Raw genomic sequence first — 16688 nt, 5'->3', positions numbered from 1 at the left:
GAGGGATGTTAGATGAAAAAGAAGATAACAGTTTTGCCAGGAGACGGAATCGGTCCTGAAGTGATGAAGGGAGCTCTGCAAGTATTAGACGGTGTTGCTGCAAGATTCGGTCACGAATTTCAAACAACAGAAAAATTGTTTGGAGGTACAGCCATTGACCAAAATGGCAAACCTCTGCCAGACGATACTTTAGAAACTTGTAAGAACAGTGATGCTGTGCTGTTAGGAGCAGTTGGAGGACCTAAATGGGACGGTCAAACCGTAAGACCTGAACAAGGACTTTTGGCATTAAGAAAAGAATTGAATGTGTTTGCCAATATACGACCTGTTACAGTCTTTCCTGGTCTTGAAAATCTATCTCCCCTTAAATCAAACAGAGTAAAAGGTGCGGATTTTGTATTTGTAAGAGAATTAACGGGCGGAATCTACTTTTCAGAGCCAAAAACACGAAACGAAAAACTTGCTGTTGATACGCTTTCTTATTCAAGGGAAGAAATTACGAGAATTATTGAAAAAGCGTATGAGTTGGCGAGAGTGAGAAGAAAAAAAGTTACCTCAGTAGATAAGGCGAATGTTTTGGAGACCAGTAAGCTGTGGAGAGAAATTGTTGAAGAAACTGCTAAGAAATACAGCGATGTTGAAACAGAGCATTTACTAGTTGACTACGCTGCTATGAGGATGATCAGCAGTCCTTCAAGTTTTGATGTTGTCGTAACAGAAAATATGTTTGGTGACATTTTATCTGATGAAGCATCTGTGATCCCAGGATCTCTTGGCATGATGCCTTCTGCTTCAGTCAGTCAAGAAGGACCAGGTTTGTATGAACCGATTCATGGTTCAGCACCCGATATTGCAGGCAGCGGGAAAGCGAATCCTATTGGAATGATTTTAAGTACAGCTATGATGCTTCGCCATTCGTTCAAGCTCGAAAAAGAAGCTGCTGCTGTTGAACTGGCTGTTTTTGAAACATTGCAAGCAGGTTATAGAACGCAAGATATATATGATGGAACGGGCAATCTAGTTTCTACGAAAGAGATGGTTAATCAGATTCAATTCAGGATGATTGAAGATTCAACAAGTGCAACACTGCTTGAGGTGTATGTGTAAGAAGGGAGGCCCCAGCCATTGGGTAAAACAATAATAGATAAATTGTGGGAAAGTCATGTTGTAGCAAAAGAAGTAAATAAACCCGATCTCTTATATATTGATCTTCATCTGCTTCATGAAGTTACTTCTCCACAGGCGTTTGCTGGTTTAAGAGAAAAAAACAGGAAGGTAAGAAGACCAGATCTATGTTTCGCCACTATGGATCATAATATCCCGACGGTAGACCGGTTCAACATTAAAGATGATACCTCCCGCCTTCAAGTTCAGACGCTCGAAAAAAACTGTGAAGAATTTGGAATTAAACTGGAGGGACTTGATTCTCTGCAGCAAGGAATCGTTCATGTAATCGGTCCTGAACTAGGGCTTACTCTTCCAGGGAAAACGATTGTTTGCGGCGACAGCCATACCTCAACACATGGTGCATTTGGAGCGCTCGCCTTTGGAATCGGCACGAGTGAAGTAGAACATGTTCTGGCTACACAAACGCTATGGCAGAACAAGCCAAAGCAGATGAACGTAAAGATTGAAGGAGAGCTAGGCTATGGGGTTACAGCAAAAGATGTGATTTTATGGTTTATCGCCAATTACGGAACAAATGCAGGAACGGGCTATATTATTGAGTTTTCAGGGAGTACTGTTCGTGATTTTTCGATGGAAGAGAGAATGACTCTATGTAATATGTCGATTGAAGCAGGTGCAAAAGCTTCTGTAATTGCACCGGATGAAAAAACGTTCAGTTATGTTCAGGGAAAAACCTATGCACCAAAAGAAAGTGAGTTTAACGAAAAATGCGAGGATTGGAAAAAGATTGTTTCAGATAGTGATGCAGTATTTGATCAAGTAATCGAAATTAATGCTTCTGACATTGAACCTATGCTTACATGGGGCACTACTCCATCCATGTGCCTGCCGATTAGCGGGCAGATTCCTGCAGCAGAATCTGCTTTTTCAATAGAAGAAAAACAATCGATAGAGAGCGCCCTCTCTTACATGGGTTTTAATGGCCATGAAAAATTAGAAGGTGTAGAGGTTCAGCATGTTTTTATCGGGTCATGCACGAATTCCAGATTAAGTGATTTAATAGAAGCTTCAGTTGTTGTTGAAGGTGAAAAGGTTCATCCTGATGTTAGAGCGATCGTTGTGCCGGGATCACAATCAGTAAAACGTGAAGCAGAAGGTTTAGGGATTCATAAGATCTTCTTGGATGCTGGTTTTGAATGGCGTGACTCTGGATGCTCAATGTGTTTAGGGATGAATGATGATATTGTTCCTGAAGGGGACAGATGCGCATCTACTTCGAACCGGAACTTTGCCGGAAGACAAGGAAAAGGAGCAAGAACGCATCTTGTTAGTCCGATCATGGCTGCAGCTGCTGCGATTAACGGAAAATTCACGGATGTCCGTTCGATGCTGCAAACGAAAAATCCGGAGGTGGACCGATATGTCGGGATTTAAAACACTTACGGGAAAAGCTGCTTCTCTAAAAAGGGACCACGTGGATACGGATCAGATTATTCCGAAGCAATTTTTGAAAAAAATTGATAAAGCAGGATATGGAGAATTTTTGTTCTATGATTGGAGATATCATTCACAAGGACAAGAAAATCCGGATTTTGATCTTAATAAAGAAGAAACAAAAGGTTCTTCTATTTTAATTACAGGTAAGAACTTTGGATGCGGTTCATCCAGAGAACATGCCCCTTGGGCGCTAAAAGATTATGGTTTTCACATTATTATTGCGGAGAGTTTTGCAGATATTTTTTTTAATAACTGTGTAAAAAATGGCATCTTGCCAATCAGACTTTCTGCAATTGAGATTCAGCAATTATATACTGATCGTTCCGTATCTGTTATCCCTCACTTGACCGTTAGTTTGGAGAACCAGCAAGTTGTGAATGAACGCGGTGATCGGTTTGATTTCGAATTCGATCCGTATTGGAAAAATATGCTCATAAATGGCTGGGACGAAATTTCAGTAACACTTCAATATGAAGATAAAATAAAAAAATATGAATTTGAAAGGATTGTGAATTAACATGGGGATTTAACAGTCACGAATGAAAAGTTATTTCATGCAATGGAGGAAGTCTCAAAAATTGCACACCGTACACCTTTAAAACAATCGGCTACTTTAAACAAGTGGACGGGCGGCAAGGTCTATATGAAATTAGAAAACCTTCAAAAAACAGGGTCGTTTAAATTAAGAGGTGCTTATTATAAAGTTTCAACTCTCAATGATTTTGAAGCTGCTCGAGGTGTAATAGCAGCTTCTGCAGGAAATCATGCGCAAGGTTTGGCTCTCTCTTGTTTTAAACGAGGCATTAAGTCAAAAATCTTTATGCCGGAAAATGCTCCTCTATCTAAAATAGATGCCGTAAAGTCTTATGGAGCAGATATCGTATTGCAGGGTGAAAACTACCAAGCTGCCTTTGAAGCTGCAAAAAGAGAAGAACAAATGAACGGATCTAAGTTTGTTCATGCATTTGATGATCATGATGTTATTGCAGGACAAAGTACAGTTGCACTTGAAATGCTGCAGCAGAAGCCTGAATTGAAAAAAATCATCGTCCCAGTTGGAGGAGGAGGTCTTCTTGCTGGCATCAGTCTAGCAGTTAAAAGGCTGAGACCGGACGTCAAAGTTATTGGGGTGCAATCTGCAAACGCGAGTGCAGTTTATCAAGCATTCACAGGTGTGAATGTCAAAACATTATCTCGTGCTTCGATAGCTGATGGAATTGCGGTGAAAAAACCAGGTGAACTTACGGTTCCATTGATCACAAAATATGTAGATGAGATGGTTACCGTAACAGAAGAACAGATCGCATTTGCGATGATGTTCATGCTGGAGCGTGAAAAAGTAGTCGTAGAAGGAGCTGGAGCGGCAAGTCTTGCAGCTGTACTTTTTCACAATCAACTCGCTATAGATCAAAAAGTAGGTGTGATTATAAGCGGAGGTAATGTTGATCCTCACAAATGGTCACAATACAAAGAATTGGCTGACAAACTTAACATGAAACGGATCAGCTGATATTAAGAAGCTCTTAAAGGAGAACCTGCTCCTTTAAGAGCTTTTTTGTGAACAATGGATGTTGAGTGTCTTTCTCATACGAACCTTAATTTTCAATTCATGTAATGATTTATGTGTGATTGCTCATTACCTATCAGTTTCGTGTACTTTCTCAAAAAGAATCATCCGTCTTTTGATACTCAGCAAATAGGATTAATCATCCCCTTCTTGAGTTCCGAAGTCGAAACTGATATTCTTTAGTCAAATCTATACGGAAGCGGAGAATTGTGATGACAAACGACAAGGAAAACAAAAACAATATCATTCGGTTTCCAAATTTAACAGGACGGCTATTAGAAAAAGGTATGGATTCTTTAAAGAACAAACAATATGATGAATCACTGTCTTGTTTTGAACAGCTGCTGCATACTGATCCGATGCATTCACAAGGAAATCTCGGACTTGTCTTAAGTTTGATCGAGTTAGGAAGATTGCAGGAAGCAAAAACACGCTGTGACAGGATGCTAAAAGAGGGAATTGGCGAATATTATGATGTTCTTCAAATCTATTTAAGTATACTTGTCCAATTATCAGAATACATAACGGTCGTCTCAGTAATTGAAGCTGTTTTAGAAGAACAAAAAATTCCGGCTGATAAAGCAGAAACCTTCTATCAGCTTCTTCAATTCAGCAGAAAGGTCATCGAACAAGAAGGAGTTCCGGAAGTAAAGATCAATCCTGAAGAAACAGTTTCAAGGGAAAATCCTGATTTAAGCATTTTAAAGGATATGCTCCAAAGTGAAAGAGCGGACTCTCAATGGATGGCGGTTCAGCAGCTAAAAAAATTAGGACCCGAGTTAACTGTGCCTTTATTTGAATCTTTTTTGCTTGATGAATCTAAACACCCGGCTGTAAAAAGTTTAATTCTCCAGTATCTAAAAGAGAATGAAATTAAAAAAATCGTCAAGCTTGAAAAGTATGGGCAGATTGAAGATGTTAGTATCCAGGAATTAATGGATTGGAATGAACATCCTTTTTATAAGGAAGTAAAAGCTTTAATTCAAGATGAATTAGAACAAGAAAACCCATCTTTACTAGATATAGCATTGGCTGTATGGAAGGATTACACGTTAGCACTGTATCCATTCGTTCCACAGCCTGAAAATAAACTTTTATGGTTCGAAGCATCTGTAATAGCAGCATCTGTCTTATGCGGAATGGAAGAAGACGTGGAAAATGAAGACGCTGAAATACAGAAAGCAGTAAAGCTTCTGGTCGAACTGGAAAGATTTTATTTGCAGACTTAATGAGAAAGTGATGTAACTTGTTGAAATACAGTACGTCTATGCTATAATGGAATGGTTGTAATCTATATGATATTTATGGAAATACCGATGTTGGAGGGAATATATTAATGAGTGCTAAATGGGAAAAGTTAGAAGGCAATCAAGGTGTCTTGACTGTTGAAGTTGAGGCTTCTGAAGTAGATACAGCGCTAGACCAAGCGTTTAAAAAAGTGGTTAAACAGGTAAACGTGCCAGGTTTCCGCAAAGGGAAAATGCCGCGTAAACTTTTTGAACAACGTTTTGGTGTAGAGTCTCTTTACCAAGATGCTTTAGACATTTTATTGCCAAAAGCTTATGGCGATGCAGTTGAAGAAACAGGAATCGAGCCTGTAGATCGCCCAGAAGTTGATATCGAAAAAATGGAACAAGGCAGCAACCTTGTATTCACTGCAAAAGTTATTGTTAAACCAGAAGTTAAACTTGGTGAGTACAAAGGTCTTGAAGTTGAAAAGACTAAAACTGACGTAACTGATGAAGATGTTCAAAATGAACTTACTCGTTTACAAGAACAACAAGCAGAACTAGTTGTTAAAGAAGATGGCGCTATCGAGAATGGCGACACTGTAAACTTGGATTTCGAAGGATTTGTTGACGGAGAAGCTTTCGAAGGCGGAAAAGCTGAAAACTATTCATTAGAAATCGGATCTGGTTCTTTCATTCCAGGCTTTGAAGAACAACTAGTTGGTGAAAAAGCTGGAGCGGAAAAAGACGTTAACGTTACTTTCCCTGAAGAGTACCATGCTGAAGAATTAGCTGGTAAGCCTGCAGTTTTCAAAGTGAAAATTCATGATATCAAATCAAAACAGCTTCCAGAACTTAACGATGAGTTCGCAAAAGAAGCTGAAGGCGATGCTGAAACACTTGAAGACCTGAAGAAAGAACTTCGTACAAAGCTTGAAGAAAGCAAAAAACAAGAAGCTGAAAATCAAACACGTGAAACTGTGATTGAAAAAGCTTCTGAAAATGCTGAAATCGAAATTCCAGAAGCTATGGTTAACACTGAGTTAGACCGTATGGTACAAGAGTTTGGTCAACGTCTTCAAATGCAAGGCATGAACCTTGACCTTTACTATCAGTTCTCTGGAACAAGTGAAGAAGCACTTCGTGAGCAAATGAAAGAAGACGCTCAGAAGCGTGTTCGTACAAACCTTGTATTAGAAGCGATTGTTGAAGCAGAAAACATTGAAGTTTCTGAAGAAGAAATCGATGCAGAGCTTAACAAGATGGCTGAAATGTACAAGATGGAAGTTGAACAAATTAAGCAAATGCTTGCTATGCAAGGTGGAAACGATGCTGTTGCTGCTGACTTAAAAGTCCGCAAAGCAATCGACTTCCTTGTTGATAACAGCAAAACGGCTTAATTAAAATAATATTAAATGCAAGAAATGAAACAAGGCGCGATCCTTACTATCGTGCCTTGTTTTGCAATACATAACATTATTAAGGTAATTTCTCCTGCTATTTGAAAAATAGGTTTTAAAACACGCAGGATTGTTCATACTTATATAGAGCCATACCATACATATTGAATAAGGGTTTTTATTTCCGTTTTATAATGGAAGTGTGATACAATCCATTATAATCAACGGAATGCTTAAGCAGTAGAAATAAATACAGACCTGTACTATAGAAGTTGCAAAAAAGGTCAAGCGTTTCATCCATATTATCGTTTTAGGGGTGATATCATTGTTTAAATTTAATGATGAAAAAGGGCAATTGAAGTGTTCTTTCTGTGGTAAAACACAAGATCAAGTTAGAAAACTGGTTGCTGGACCAGGTGTATATATTTGTGATGAATGTATCGAACTCTGTACTGAAATTGTAGAAGAAGAATTAGGTACAGAAGAGGATGTAGAACTAAAAGAAGTACCAAAACCAGTAGAAATCCGTAAAATTCTCGATGAGTACGTAATCGGTCAGGATCAGGCGAAGAAATCGCTTTCTGTAGCCGTTTACAATCATTATAAGAGAATCAACTCATCTCAAAAATCAGATGAAGTTGAACTGGCAAAAAGTAACATCGCTATGATCGGACCGACAGGAAGCGGAAAAACGCTTCTTGCGCAGACTTTAGCACGAATATTGAACGTGCCTTTTGCTATCGCTGATGCAACATCTTTAACAGAAGCTGGTTATGTAGGTGAGGACGTAGAAAACATCCTTCTTAAATTAATTCAGTCTGCTGATTATGATGTTGAAAAAGCAGAAAAAGGAATCATTTACATTGATGAGATCGATAAGATTGCACGTAAATCAGAAAATCCATCAATTACACGTGATGTTTCCGGTGAAGGTGTGCAGCAAGCCCTTCTTAAAATTTTAGAAGGCACTGTTGCGAGTGTTCCTCCGCAAGGCGGAAGAAAACACCCACATCAAGAATTCATCCAAATCGATACTACGAATATTCTGTTCATCTGTGGCGGAGCATTCGATGGAATCGAGCAAATTATTAAACGCCGTTTAGGTAAAAAAGTTATTGGGTTCAGTTCAGATTCAAAACAAGCAGATTTAAAAGCAGGCGAATACTTATCTAAAGTACTTCCTGAAGATTTACTTCGTTTTGGATTAATCCCAGAGTTTATCGGCCGTTTGCCAGTAATCTCTAACTTGAATCCATTGGATGAAGATGCACTTATTGAAATCCTGACAAAACCTAAAAATGCACTGGTAAAACAATATCAAAAACTTTTAGATATCGATGGAGTAGAGCTTGAGTTTACAGATGAAGCGCTTCGTGAGATTTCAGCTCAAGCCATTGAACGCAAAACAGGTGCGCGGGGACTTCGTTCGATTATTGAAGGTGTCATGCTTGATGTAATGTTTGAGCTTCCTTCTCGCGAAGATGTTGTAAAATGTATTGTTACAAAAGAAACTATTTCTGATAAGGTTCCACCAACTTTAGAACTTGAAGATGGTACCGTTATCGAACAATCAAAAGAAACTCCTAAAGAGAGTGCTTAATAGAGGCTGGCTCATTGGCTGTTAATTTAACGGCTGATTGAGTCAGTCTTTTTTTCTTTGCCATATTTCATCGGCTAAACCAAATCAAATTTATTAAAATGGAACGAAGGATCAAAATTTTTTTTAAAGACCATAAATAAACTTTTACGGACCATAAAACTTTTTTAAGGCTCATAAGTTTTTTTTCGAAGGCTCGTAATTAGAAATTTATAGAATGAGCTTGTCTCTTTTACGTCATAACTTCTAAATTTATTTCCATCTACACGCAAACTTCCATATTAACAAAATTTGTTTTAACATTATTACCGTTTAGGTCCTTATATCCTCGGAGATACTATGGTTATCACTACATATGTATCGGGAGGAAAACGATGAACTGGACAGGGATAGCGTTAATCATTCAATTATTCTTTGGGATTATAATAGGTCTGTATTTTTGGAACTTGCTGCGAAACCAGCGGTCTCAAAAAGTGAGCGTAGATAAAGAATCAAGAAAAGAGATGGAACAACTAAGAAGACTGCGGTCTATCACACTCTCTGAACCATTGTCTGAACGGGTGCGTCCAGGCAAATTTGAAGATATTATTGGCCAAGAAGATGGCATAAAGGCGTTAAAAGCAGCATTATGCGGTCCTAATCCACAGCACGTGATCGTATATGGACCGCCAGGGGTTGGTAAGACGGCGGCAGCAAGATTAGTTCTTGAAGAGGCAAAAAGGAATAAAACGTCGCCATTTCGTTCAACAGCAGTATTTGTAGAATTAGACGCAACGACAGCACGATTTGATGAACGCGGAATAGCTGATCCGCTCATTGGTTCCGTTCATGACCCTATTTATCAAGGGGCAGGTGCAATGGGGCAAGCAGGTATACCTCAGCCAAAACAAGGTGCTGTAACAAATGCACATGGCGGTGTTCTATTTATTGATGAGATAGGAGAACTGCATCCTATTCAGATGAACAAACTATTAAAAGTATTAGAAGATCGCAAAGTATTTCTTGAAAGTGCTTATTATTCAGAAGAAAATGCAAACATACCGCACCATATTCATGATATTTTTCAGAATGGACTTCCGGCTGATTTTAGAATGATCGGTGCCACTACTCGTATGCCGGATGAGATTCCTCCAGCAATCCGTTCAAGATGTCTCGAAGTCTTTTTTAGAGAGCTTCAACCCATGGAAATAGAGCAGATCGCCAAACGTGCAGCAGATAAAATACAGCTTGGTATTGACGATGAGTCTTTAAAATATATGGCACAATATGCTAAAAACGGACGTGAGGCAGTGAATATGATTCAAATTGCTGCCGGGCTGGCTATTACAGAACAGCGGAAGAGCATTACAAAAGGTGACGTCGAATGGGTTACTCATTCAAGCAGAATGGCACCTAGACCTGAGAGAAAGATTGGCAGTAAACCGAAAGTCGGTTTAGTAAATGGACTGGCGGTTTACGGTCCGACAAGCGGTGCGCTTCTTGAAATAGAAACAACAGTACTTCCAGCCAAGAAGCAAGGATCCATTACGATTACAGGAATTGCTGAAGAAGAGAGCATCGGTAATCAGTCTAAGTCTATTCGAAGAAAAAGTATGGCTAAAGGATCTGTTGAAAATGTTATAACAGTCCTTCGATTTATGGGTGTTGATGCTTCCATGTACGACATTCATGTGAACTTCCCTGGAGGTGGTCCAGTGGATGGTCCATCTGCAGGTATCGCGATTGCTTCTTCCATCTATTCTGCAATCCATAAAGTGCGTGTTGATCATGAAGTAGCCATGACAGGTGAGATAAGTATTCATGGGAAAGTAAAGCCAGTTGGCGGAGTTATGGCAAAAATATTAGCTGCCAAGGATGCTGGAGCAAAACGTGTGCTTATACCATTTGAGAACAATCAAAAGATATTTGAGAGCATAGAAGATGTAGAAATTATTCCGGTAAAAAAACTCTCAGAAGTGTTTCAATATGTGTTTCTAGATGACAGCACTGAAGAATCAATTCCTGCTTCAGCCGCTTTAAATTCCCCTCCTTCTTCAGTTTAAGGAGAAGAAGGGGTTTCTTTTTTGTTTAATAAAAGTTTCCGGATAGCAAACATTAGACAAAGTTAAGCATTATCGGTAGAATTGTACAAAGACTATGCATATAAATAATGATTACACAGTAGTTTTCGGAGGTGTTTTTAATGGGGGAAAAACGAGTTCTTCCGCTCCTCCCTCTACGCGGATTGTTGGTCTATCCGACAATGGTGCTTCATTTGGATGTTGGAAGAGAAAAGTCGATTCAAGCACTTGAAAAAGTGATGCTCGATGACCAGATGATTTTTCTTTCAACACAAAAGGAAGTTTCTATCGAAGATCCAGCTGAAGAGGAAATTTACAATGTCGGGACTTTATCAAAAGTCAATCAGATGCTTAAACTGCCTAATGGCACGATTAGAGTATTGGTAGAAGGTATTCAACGTGGAAAAATTACTTCTTTTATGGATGAAAAGACACATGTTGAAGTAGAAATAGAGCTAACAGATGATGTGGAAGAGAAAGAAGCTGAAACGGAAGCGTTGATGCGAGCAGTTTTGGCGCAATTTGAACAATACATAAACCTTTCTAAAAAAGTAACTCCTGAAACCTTGGCGTCTGTACAAGATATAACAGAACCTGGCAGACTTGCTGACGTTATTTCTTCACATCTTTCCTTGAAGATTAAAGAAAAACAAAAGATTCTAGAGATCTTTAATGTTAAGGATAGACTCGAACACTTGCTGGCACTATTAAATAACGAAAAAGAAGTGCTTGGACTTGAAAAGAAAATTGGCCAGCGGGTTAAAAAGGCGATGGAAAAAACGCAAAAAGAATATTATTTGCGCGAGCAGATGAAGGCCATTCAGAAGGAATTGGGAGACAAAGAAGGCAAGATAGGTGAAGTCAGCTCATTAAAAGAACGAATCGAAGCGTCTGATATGCCTGAAAACGTTATGGAGATTGCAAAGAAAGAATTAGACCGTTATGAAAAAATGCCTAATTCTTCTGCGGAAAGTTCTGTAATCCGGACTTATATTGAGTGGCTTGTGAACTTGCCTTGGAAACAAGAAACTGTAGATAATCTGGATATCCCGCATGCTGAAACAGTTCTGAATGAAGACCATTACGGGCTTGAAAAAGTGAAGGATCGTGTTTTAGAGTATTTAGCTGTCCAAAAATTGACGAATTCTTTAAAAGGTCCTATCCTCTGCCTTGTAGGACCGCCAGGAGTTGGTAAAACTTCTTTAGCGCGTTCTATTGCCCGTGCCATCGGCCGCAACTTTGTTAGAATCTCTTTAGGCGGAGTCAGGGATGAAGCCGAGATCAGAGGCCACCGCAGAACATATGTAGGGGCAATGCCTGGCAGACTCATTCAAGGAATGAAGAAAGCTGGAACAGTAAATCCTGTGTTTTTGCTGGATGAAATCGATAAGATGTCGAGTGATTTTAGAGGTGACCCATCTTCAGCAATGCTTGAAGTGTTGGATCCTGAGCAAAACAGCACATTTAGTGATCACTACATCGAAGAGCCGTATGATCTATCAAAAGTAATGTTTGTGACAACTGCAAACTCGCTTTCTACGATTCCTGGACCGCTATTAGACAGAATGGAAGTTATTTCGATTGCCGGATATACAGAAGTTGAAAAGCTTCATATCTCCAAAAATCACTTGATTCCTAAACAGTTAAAAGAGCATGGTCTTAAAAAGAGCCAGATTCAGTTCAAGGATGATTGTATTTTAAAGCTCGTACGTAATTACACACGTGAAGCTGGTGTACGTAATCTAGAGCGTCAGATTGCTGGTCTATGCAGAAAGGCTGCTAAACAGATTGTATCGTCTGAAAAGAAAAAGGTTATCTTATCTGCAAAAAACATTGAAGATTACCTTGGAAAACCTCGTTTCCGATATGGTCAGGCTGAGCTTGAAGATCAGATTGGAGCAGCTACAGGATTAGCCTATACTACAGCAGGCGGAGATACACTTTCTATTGAAGTTGCCCTGTCTCCTGGAAAAGGCAAGCTTATTTTAACTGGTAAGCTAGGCGATGTCATGAAAGAATCTGCACAAGCAGCATTGAGTTATGTACGTACGAAAGTAGAAGAATTGGGGATTGCTCCAGACTTTTACGAAAAAACAGATATTCATATTCATGTTCCAGAAGGTGCTACTCCAAAAGATGGACCTTCTGCAGGGATTACAATTGCCACTGCCCTTGTTTCTGCCCTTACAAAGAGAGCGGTCAGGCGTGATGTTGGCATGACAGGCGAGATTACGCTAAGAGGGCGTGTTCTGCCTATTGGCGGTTTGAAAGAAAAATCTTTAAGCGCACACCGAGCGGGGATAAAGACGATCATTCTTCCTAAAGAGAATGAAAAGGATATTGAAGAAATTCCGGAGACTGTAAAAGAAGGTCTTTCATTTATTCTTGTCTCTCACTTGGATGAAGTGTTAAAAGTAGCATTAGCAGGTGATGAAAAGTGAAAGTAAATACAGCAGAGATCGTCATATCAGCGGTAGGTCCTAAACAATATCCGGAAGGTAATCTTCCGGAAATTGCATTGGCAGGCCGTTCAAACGTAGGGAAATCTTCCTTTATCAATAAAATGATCCACCGTAAAAATTTGGCGCGTACTTCTTCAAAGCCAGGAAAAACGCAAACTCTTAATTTTTATATTTTAAATGAAAGCTTTTATTTTGTAGATGTGCCAGGCTATGGATTTGCTAAAGTTTCTAAGACGGAAAGAGAAGCTTGGGGCAAGATGATCGAACAATACCTTGTTGAAAGGGATCAGCTGAAAGCGGTTGTTCAGCTTGTCGATCTTAGACATCCTCCTTCAAAGGATGATTGTTTAATGTATGATTGGCTTAAATATCACGAACTGCCCGTTATCGTTGTGGCTACCAAAAGTGATAAAATTCCAAAAGGAAAATGGGATAAGCACAAAAAGGTAGTAAAAGAAACATTAAACATGGATCCAACCGACAAGATCGTTCTTTTTTCTTCTGAAACAGGTCACGGGAAAGACGAAGCTTGGGGAATTCTGAACTCTTATTTAACAAAATAAAAGGCTGTTTTCTAAGAGGTTGCTACTTTTGAACGTTTTGTTGAGTACGCTTCATTGACTAGTTGATTGGAGTGCAAGGTGCGAGACTCTTGCGGGACTAGCGGGACAGGTGAGACCCTGGAGGCTTGAAGAGCCTAGGGGGCTCACCGCACGCCCCGCGGAAAGCGAGCACCTGGAGCGGAAATCAACATCTTTACATAGCTAACAATAGCCAAAAGAATAAAAGCAGCGTTCCTCTACAGGAACGCTGCTTTTATTTTTTCTTGAAAAATATGAAATAGGCTCCTAGAACCATTAGGATGATCGGCCAGAAATTCTCTGCTTTCGCAAATATATTCTCTACAGAAGGGGTATTATGGTTAAAAAAGATAAGCCAAAGTGACAAACTAGTTAACAATAGTCCAGGTATAAGACCCTCTTTCGCCTTTTTATACTGGATTAAGAAAGCAATCCCTGTAAGCAATGTTATCATTTGCAGCGGCTCTGGCCAGGAAGGAATTTTTGAAACAGCATGAAAATGGATGCCGAGTCCTGTTAGGAAAACACCTGAAAACAGACTTGCTGGGTCTTTTCCTGAACCTGCTTGCATTAGAAGTGCCAGTCCAATAATTAGAATCAAAGTTGGCCAGGTCAGATAAGGCTGTATCATTTCAATATTCATCTGAATTGCAAAAAAGAATAAACCGATACCAATTAATATAAATCCGCTGAATTTGCTCTGTTGTTTCATAAGTCCTCCAATATTGCGTATAACCTTTGCTAATTTGGTCGAAATTTGTTATTTTAAATAATGGTGCTAAGTTTTAGAAATTCAGGAAATCCTAAGACGGTTACATACCTTAAATTAATAACCCTATCATAGCATAAACGTTTAAATTCTGTTCACAATATACCGGCAATTTGCATTTTTGTCCATGGTATAATGAACATAGAAAACATACATAAAAAGGAGGTGAGCGCATGCATATCTTAGTGGTAGGACTTAATTACAAAACGGCTCCCGTGGAAATCAGGGAAAAAGTTGCGTTTCAGCCCGCTGAAATACAGGATGCGATTTCTTTACTCCGCAAACAAAAAAGTATACTTGAATGTGTAATCGTTTCTACCTGTAACCGTACTGAAATTTATGCGGTTGCTGATCAGCTTCACACAGGAAGATACTACATCAAATCGTTTTTAGCAGATTGGTTTAACATTGAAAAAGAAGAACTTTCTCCTTTTTTAAGCATAAGAGACGGTGAAGCAGCTGTAGAGCATTTATTCCGTGTATCAGCTGGCTTGGATTCGATGGTAATCGGAGAGACTCAAATTCTTGGACAGGTAAAAGACAGCTTTCTTGAATCACAAAAGCTATCGGCTACAGGTACCATTTTTAATAAATTAATGAAGCAAGCAATAACATTTGCGAAAAAATGCCATTCCGAAACTGATATTGGCGAAAATGCAGTTTCAGTCAGCTACGCAGCTGTTGAACTTGCAAAGAAAATCTTTGGCGGACTGCAGAATAAGACGATTTTGATCGTTGGCGCAGGGAAAATGGGCGAGTTAACGGCTAAGCACCTTCATGCCAGCGGCGGCAATGAAGTGCTGGTAATTAACCGCACATTCGAAAAAGCAAAAGAAGTAGCAGAAAAGTTTCATGGTGTCGCTCACCCTTTTAACGATTTAGATAAACTGCTAGTGAAAGCGGACATTGTTATCTCATCTACAGGAGCAAGTGATTTTGTTATCACAAAAGAAATGGCTGCGCCTGCTATTAAGAAACGAAAAGGGCTTCCGCTGTTTATGGTGGACATTGCGGTTCCGAGGGATTTAGATCCTGCATTGCATGATATGGACAGCGTTTTCTTATACGATATTGATGATTTAGAAGGAATCGTTGAATCAAACTTGGCAGAGCGAAAAAAAGAAGCGGAAAAGATTGAGATTCTCATTGAATCAGAAATCGTTGATTTTCAATCTTGGATATCAATGCTTGGTGTAGTACCTTTGATTTCTGCTCTTCGTGAGAAGGCATTGAACATCCAAGCTGAAACGATGCAGAGTATTGAACGCAAAATGCCTGATTTAACAGATCGAGAGAAAAAGATTTTAAGCAAACATACAAAGAGTATTGTAAACCAGCTTTTGCGTGATCCTGTTACGAGAGCTAAAGAAATAGCTGGACAAGCTGATGCAGAAGAGCAGCTGCAGTTATTTACTGAGATTTTTGCATTGGAAGATTATTTGGATAAACAAAAGCAGTCGGAAACAGGTTTTGCTGCAAACAGAGAAGACAAAGCATCATTAGCTGATGAGGCTGTCAATCCTTTTACGGCAAGAACATAACTTATTGTTTCCCTCGGGCTCATGGAGTGTGAGCAAAATGAATTGGATATATGATCTTACAATTGTCTTATATGCACTAAGCATCACGGGATATTTTATAGATTTTCTTCAAAACAACCGGAAAGCGAACCAGTTTGCTTTCTGGTTGCTTTCTATTGTCTGGGTACTGCAAACGGTCTTCTTTGTGTTACGGATGCTGGAAGATCAGCGGTTTCCAATCTTAACACCGTCAGAAGGCCTGTTTTTTTATGCTTGGATACTTGTTACTTTTTCTGTTGTAATGAGTAGGTTTTTCAGAGTCGACTTCCTCGTGTTTTTTACGAACGTACTTGGTTTTTTGCTCGTTTCCATACATTTATTTGCACCAACCGGTCAAGCAAGTGCAGTTATTGAAAAACAGCTCTTTTCAGAACTATTAATCATTCATATTACGATGGCTTTTATATCATATGGGGCTTTCTCTTTATCTTTTATTTTTTCTTTTATGTATTTAATTCAGCACGGTATGCTTAAAAAGAAAAAATGGAGTAAACGGCTTCAGCGCTTCGGAAGTCTTTCTTATCTCGAAAAGCTTTCGTTCCGTTTAAATACAGTAGGTGTTCCGCTGCTGCTGCTTAGTTTAATATTAGGCGTGATATGGGCATTCTGGAAGATAAATAACTTTACACTTCTTGATGTGAAAGTAATCTCATCGTTTATCGTACTTTTGGTTTACAGCACTTACTTATATCAAAAAGTAGCCAGGGGTGTTCAAGGTAAAACCCTTGCTCTCTGGAACACAGCAGCCTTTCTAGTAGTCCTTATAAATTACTTTTTAGCATCTACATTTACTGAGTTTCATCTTTGGTATAAGTAAA

13 protein-coding genes are annotated in these 16688 nt (G+C 39.2%); 12 read left to right on the top strand and 1 reads right to left on the bottom strand.

Annotated elements, in window-relative coordinates; all coding sequences use genetic code 11:
• Positions 1-12: 12 nt before the first annotated feature.
• The 10 genes from leuB (at position 13) to yihA (ending at position 13503) form a co-directional block, all read left to right on the top strand.
• Complete coding sequence (gene leuB / locus UN64_RS00870) at positions 13-1107, top strand: 3-isopropylmalate dehydrogenase (RefSeq protein WP_077359230.1); 1095 nt, start codon at positions 13-15, stop codon at positions 1105-1107.
• Between the two features lie 18 nt (positions 1108-1125).
• Positions 1126-2562: a 3-isopropylmalate dehydratase large subunit gene (leuC, locus tag UN64_RS00865; protein ID WP_077359229.1), complete on the top strand. Its 1437-nt coding sequence runs from the start codon at positions 1126-1128 to the stop codon at positions 2560-2562.
• A complete protein-coding gene (gene leuD / locus UN64_RS00860) occupies positions 2549-3142 on the top strand; it encodes a 3-isopropylmalate dehydratase small subunit (RefSeq protein ID WP_077359228.1) in 594 nt (197 codons plus the stop codon). Before leuC ends, leuD begins: the two co-directional genes overlap by 14 nt.
• Positions 3143-3184: 42 nt before the next feature.
• Entirely contained in the window at positions 3185-4135 is a 951-nt protein-coding gene (ilvA, locus tag UN64_RS00855) for a threonine ammonia-lyase (protein ID WP_077359227.1), read from the top strand.
• 269 nt (positions 4136-4404) lie between these two features.
• A complete protein-coding gene (locus UN64_RS00850) occupies positions 4405-5421 on the top strand; it encodes a tetratricopeptide repeat protein (protein ID WP_077359226.1) in 1017 nt (338 codons plus the stop codon).
• 107 nt (positions 5422-5528) lie between these two features.
• Positions 5529-6821: a trigger factor gene (gene tig / locus UN64_RS00845; protein ID WP_077359225.1), complete on the top strand. Its 1293-nt coding sequence runs from the start codon at positions 5529-5531 to the stop codon at positions 6819-6821.
• Positions 6822-7146: 325 nt separating this feature from the next.
• Positions 7147-8421, top strand: a complete 1275-nt coding sequence (gene clpX, locus UN64_RS00840) for an ATP-dependent protease ATP-binding subunit ClpX (RefSeq protein ID WP_066291429.1) — start codon at positions 7147-7149, stop codon at positions 8419-8421.
• A gap of 371 nt (positions 8422-8792) precedes the next feature.
• Positions 8793-10460, top strand: coding sequence for an ATP-dependent protease LonB (lonB, locus tag UN64_RS00835; RefSeq protein ID WP_077359224.1), 1668 nt, complete (start codon positions 8793-8795; stop codon positions 10458-10460).
• Positions 10461-10600: 140 nt separating this feature from the next.
• Complete coding sequence (gene lon, locus UN64_RS00830) at positions 10601-12919, top strand: endopeptidase La (protein ID WP_077359223.1); 2319 nt, start codon at positions 10601-10603, stop codon at positions 12917-12919.
• Positions 12916-13503, top strand: coding sequence for a ribosome biogenesis GTP-binding protein YihA/YsxC (gene yihA / locus UN64_RS00825; protein WP_077359222.1), 588 nt, complete (start codon positions 12916-12918; stop codon positions 13501-13503). Before lon ends, yihA begins: the two co-directional genes overlap by 4 nt.
• A 253-nt stretch (positions 13504-13756) precedes the next feature.
• Here yihA and UN64_RS00820 read toward each other — a convergent pair whose 3' ends face one another.
• A complete protein-coding gene (locus tag UN64_RS00820; RefSeq protein WP_077359221.1) occupies positions 13757-14233 on the bottom strand; it encodes a hypothetical protein in 477 nt (158 codons plus the stop codon).
• Between the two features lie 230 nt (positions 14234-14463).
• Between UN64_RS00820 and hemA the strand changes: the two genes are divergently transcribed.
• Complete coding sequence (hemA, locus tag UN64_RS00815) at positions 14464-15831, top strand: glutamyl-tRNA reductase (RefSeq protein WP_077359220.1); 1368 nt, start codon at positions 14464-14466, stop codon at positions 15829-15831.
• Positions 15832-15868: 37 nt separating this feature from the next.
• Positions 15869-16687, top strand: a complete 819-nt coding sequence (locus UN64_RS00810) for a cytochrome C assembly family protein (RefSeq protein WP_077359219.1) — start codon at positions 15869-15871, stop codon at positions 16685-16687.
• Position 16688: the final 1 nt, after the last annotated feature.

It is taken from the genome of Fictibacillus arsenicus (assembly GCF_001999465.1).
Classification (GTDB): domain Bacteria; phylum Bacillota; class Bacilli; order Bacillales; family Fictibacillaceae; genus Fictibacillus; species Fictibacillus arsenicus.
Note: the sequence above shows the minus strand (reverse complement) of the source record. Positions and strands in the feature narration are given on the sequence as shown.

Coding starts and splice junctions, on each gene's coding strand:
- ilvA (WP_077359227.1), top strand. CDS start 3,185: ATGGAGGAAGTCTCAAAAATTGCACACCGTACACCTTTAAAACAATCG.
- hemA (WP_077359220.1), top strand. CDS start 14,464: ATGCATATCTTAGTGGTAGGACTTAATTACAAAACGGCTCCCGTGGAA.
- UN64_RS00810 (WP_077359219.1), top strand. CDS start 15,869: ATGAATTGGATATATGATCTTACAATTGTCTTATATGCACTAAGCATC.
- leuD (WP_077359228.1), top strand. CDS start 2,549: ATGTCGGGATTTAAAACACTTACGGGAAAAGCTGCTTCTCTAAAAAGG.
- UN64_RS00820 (WP_077359221.1), bottom strand. CDS start 14,233: ATGAAACAACAGAGCAAATTCAGCGGATTTATATTAATTGGTATCGGT.
- UN64_RS00850 (WP_077359226.1), top strand. CDS start 4,405: ATGACAAACGACAAGGAAAACAAAAACAATATCATTCGGTTTCCAAAT.
- leuB (WP_077359230.1), top strand. CDS start 13: ATGAAAAAGAAGATAACAGTTTTGCCAGGAGACGGAATCGGTCCTGAA.
- lon (WP_077359223.1), top strand. CDS start 10,601: ATGGGGGAAAAACGAGTTCTTCCGCTCCTCCCTCTACGCGGATTGTTG.
- tig (WP_077359225.1), top strand. CDS start 5,529: ATGAGTGCTAAATGGGAAAAGTTAGAAGGCAATCAAGGTGTCTTGACT.
- lonB (WP_077359224.1), top strand. CDS start 8,793: ATGAACTGGACAGGGATAGCGTTAATCATTCAATTATTCTTTGGGATT.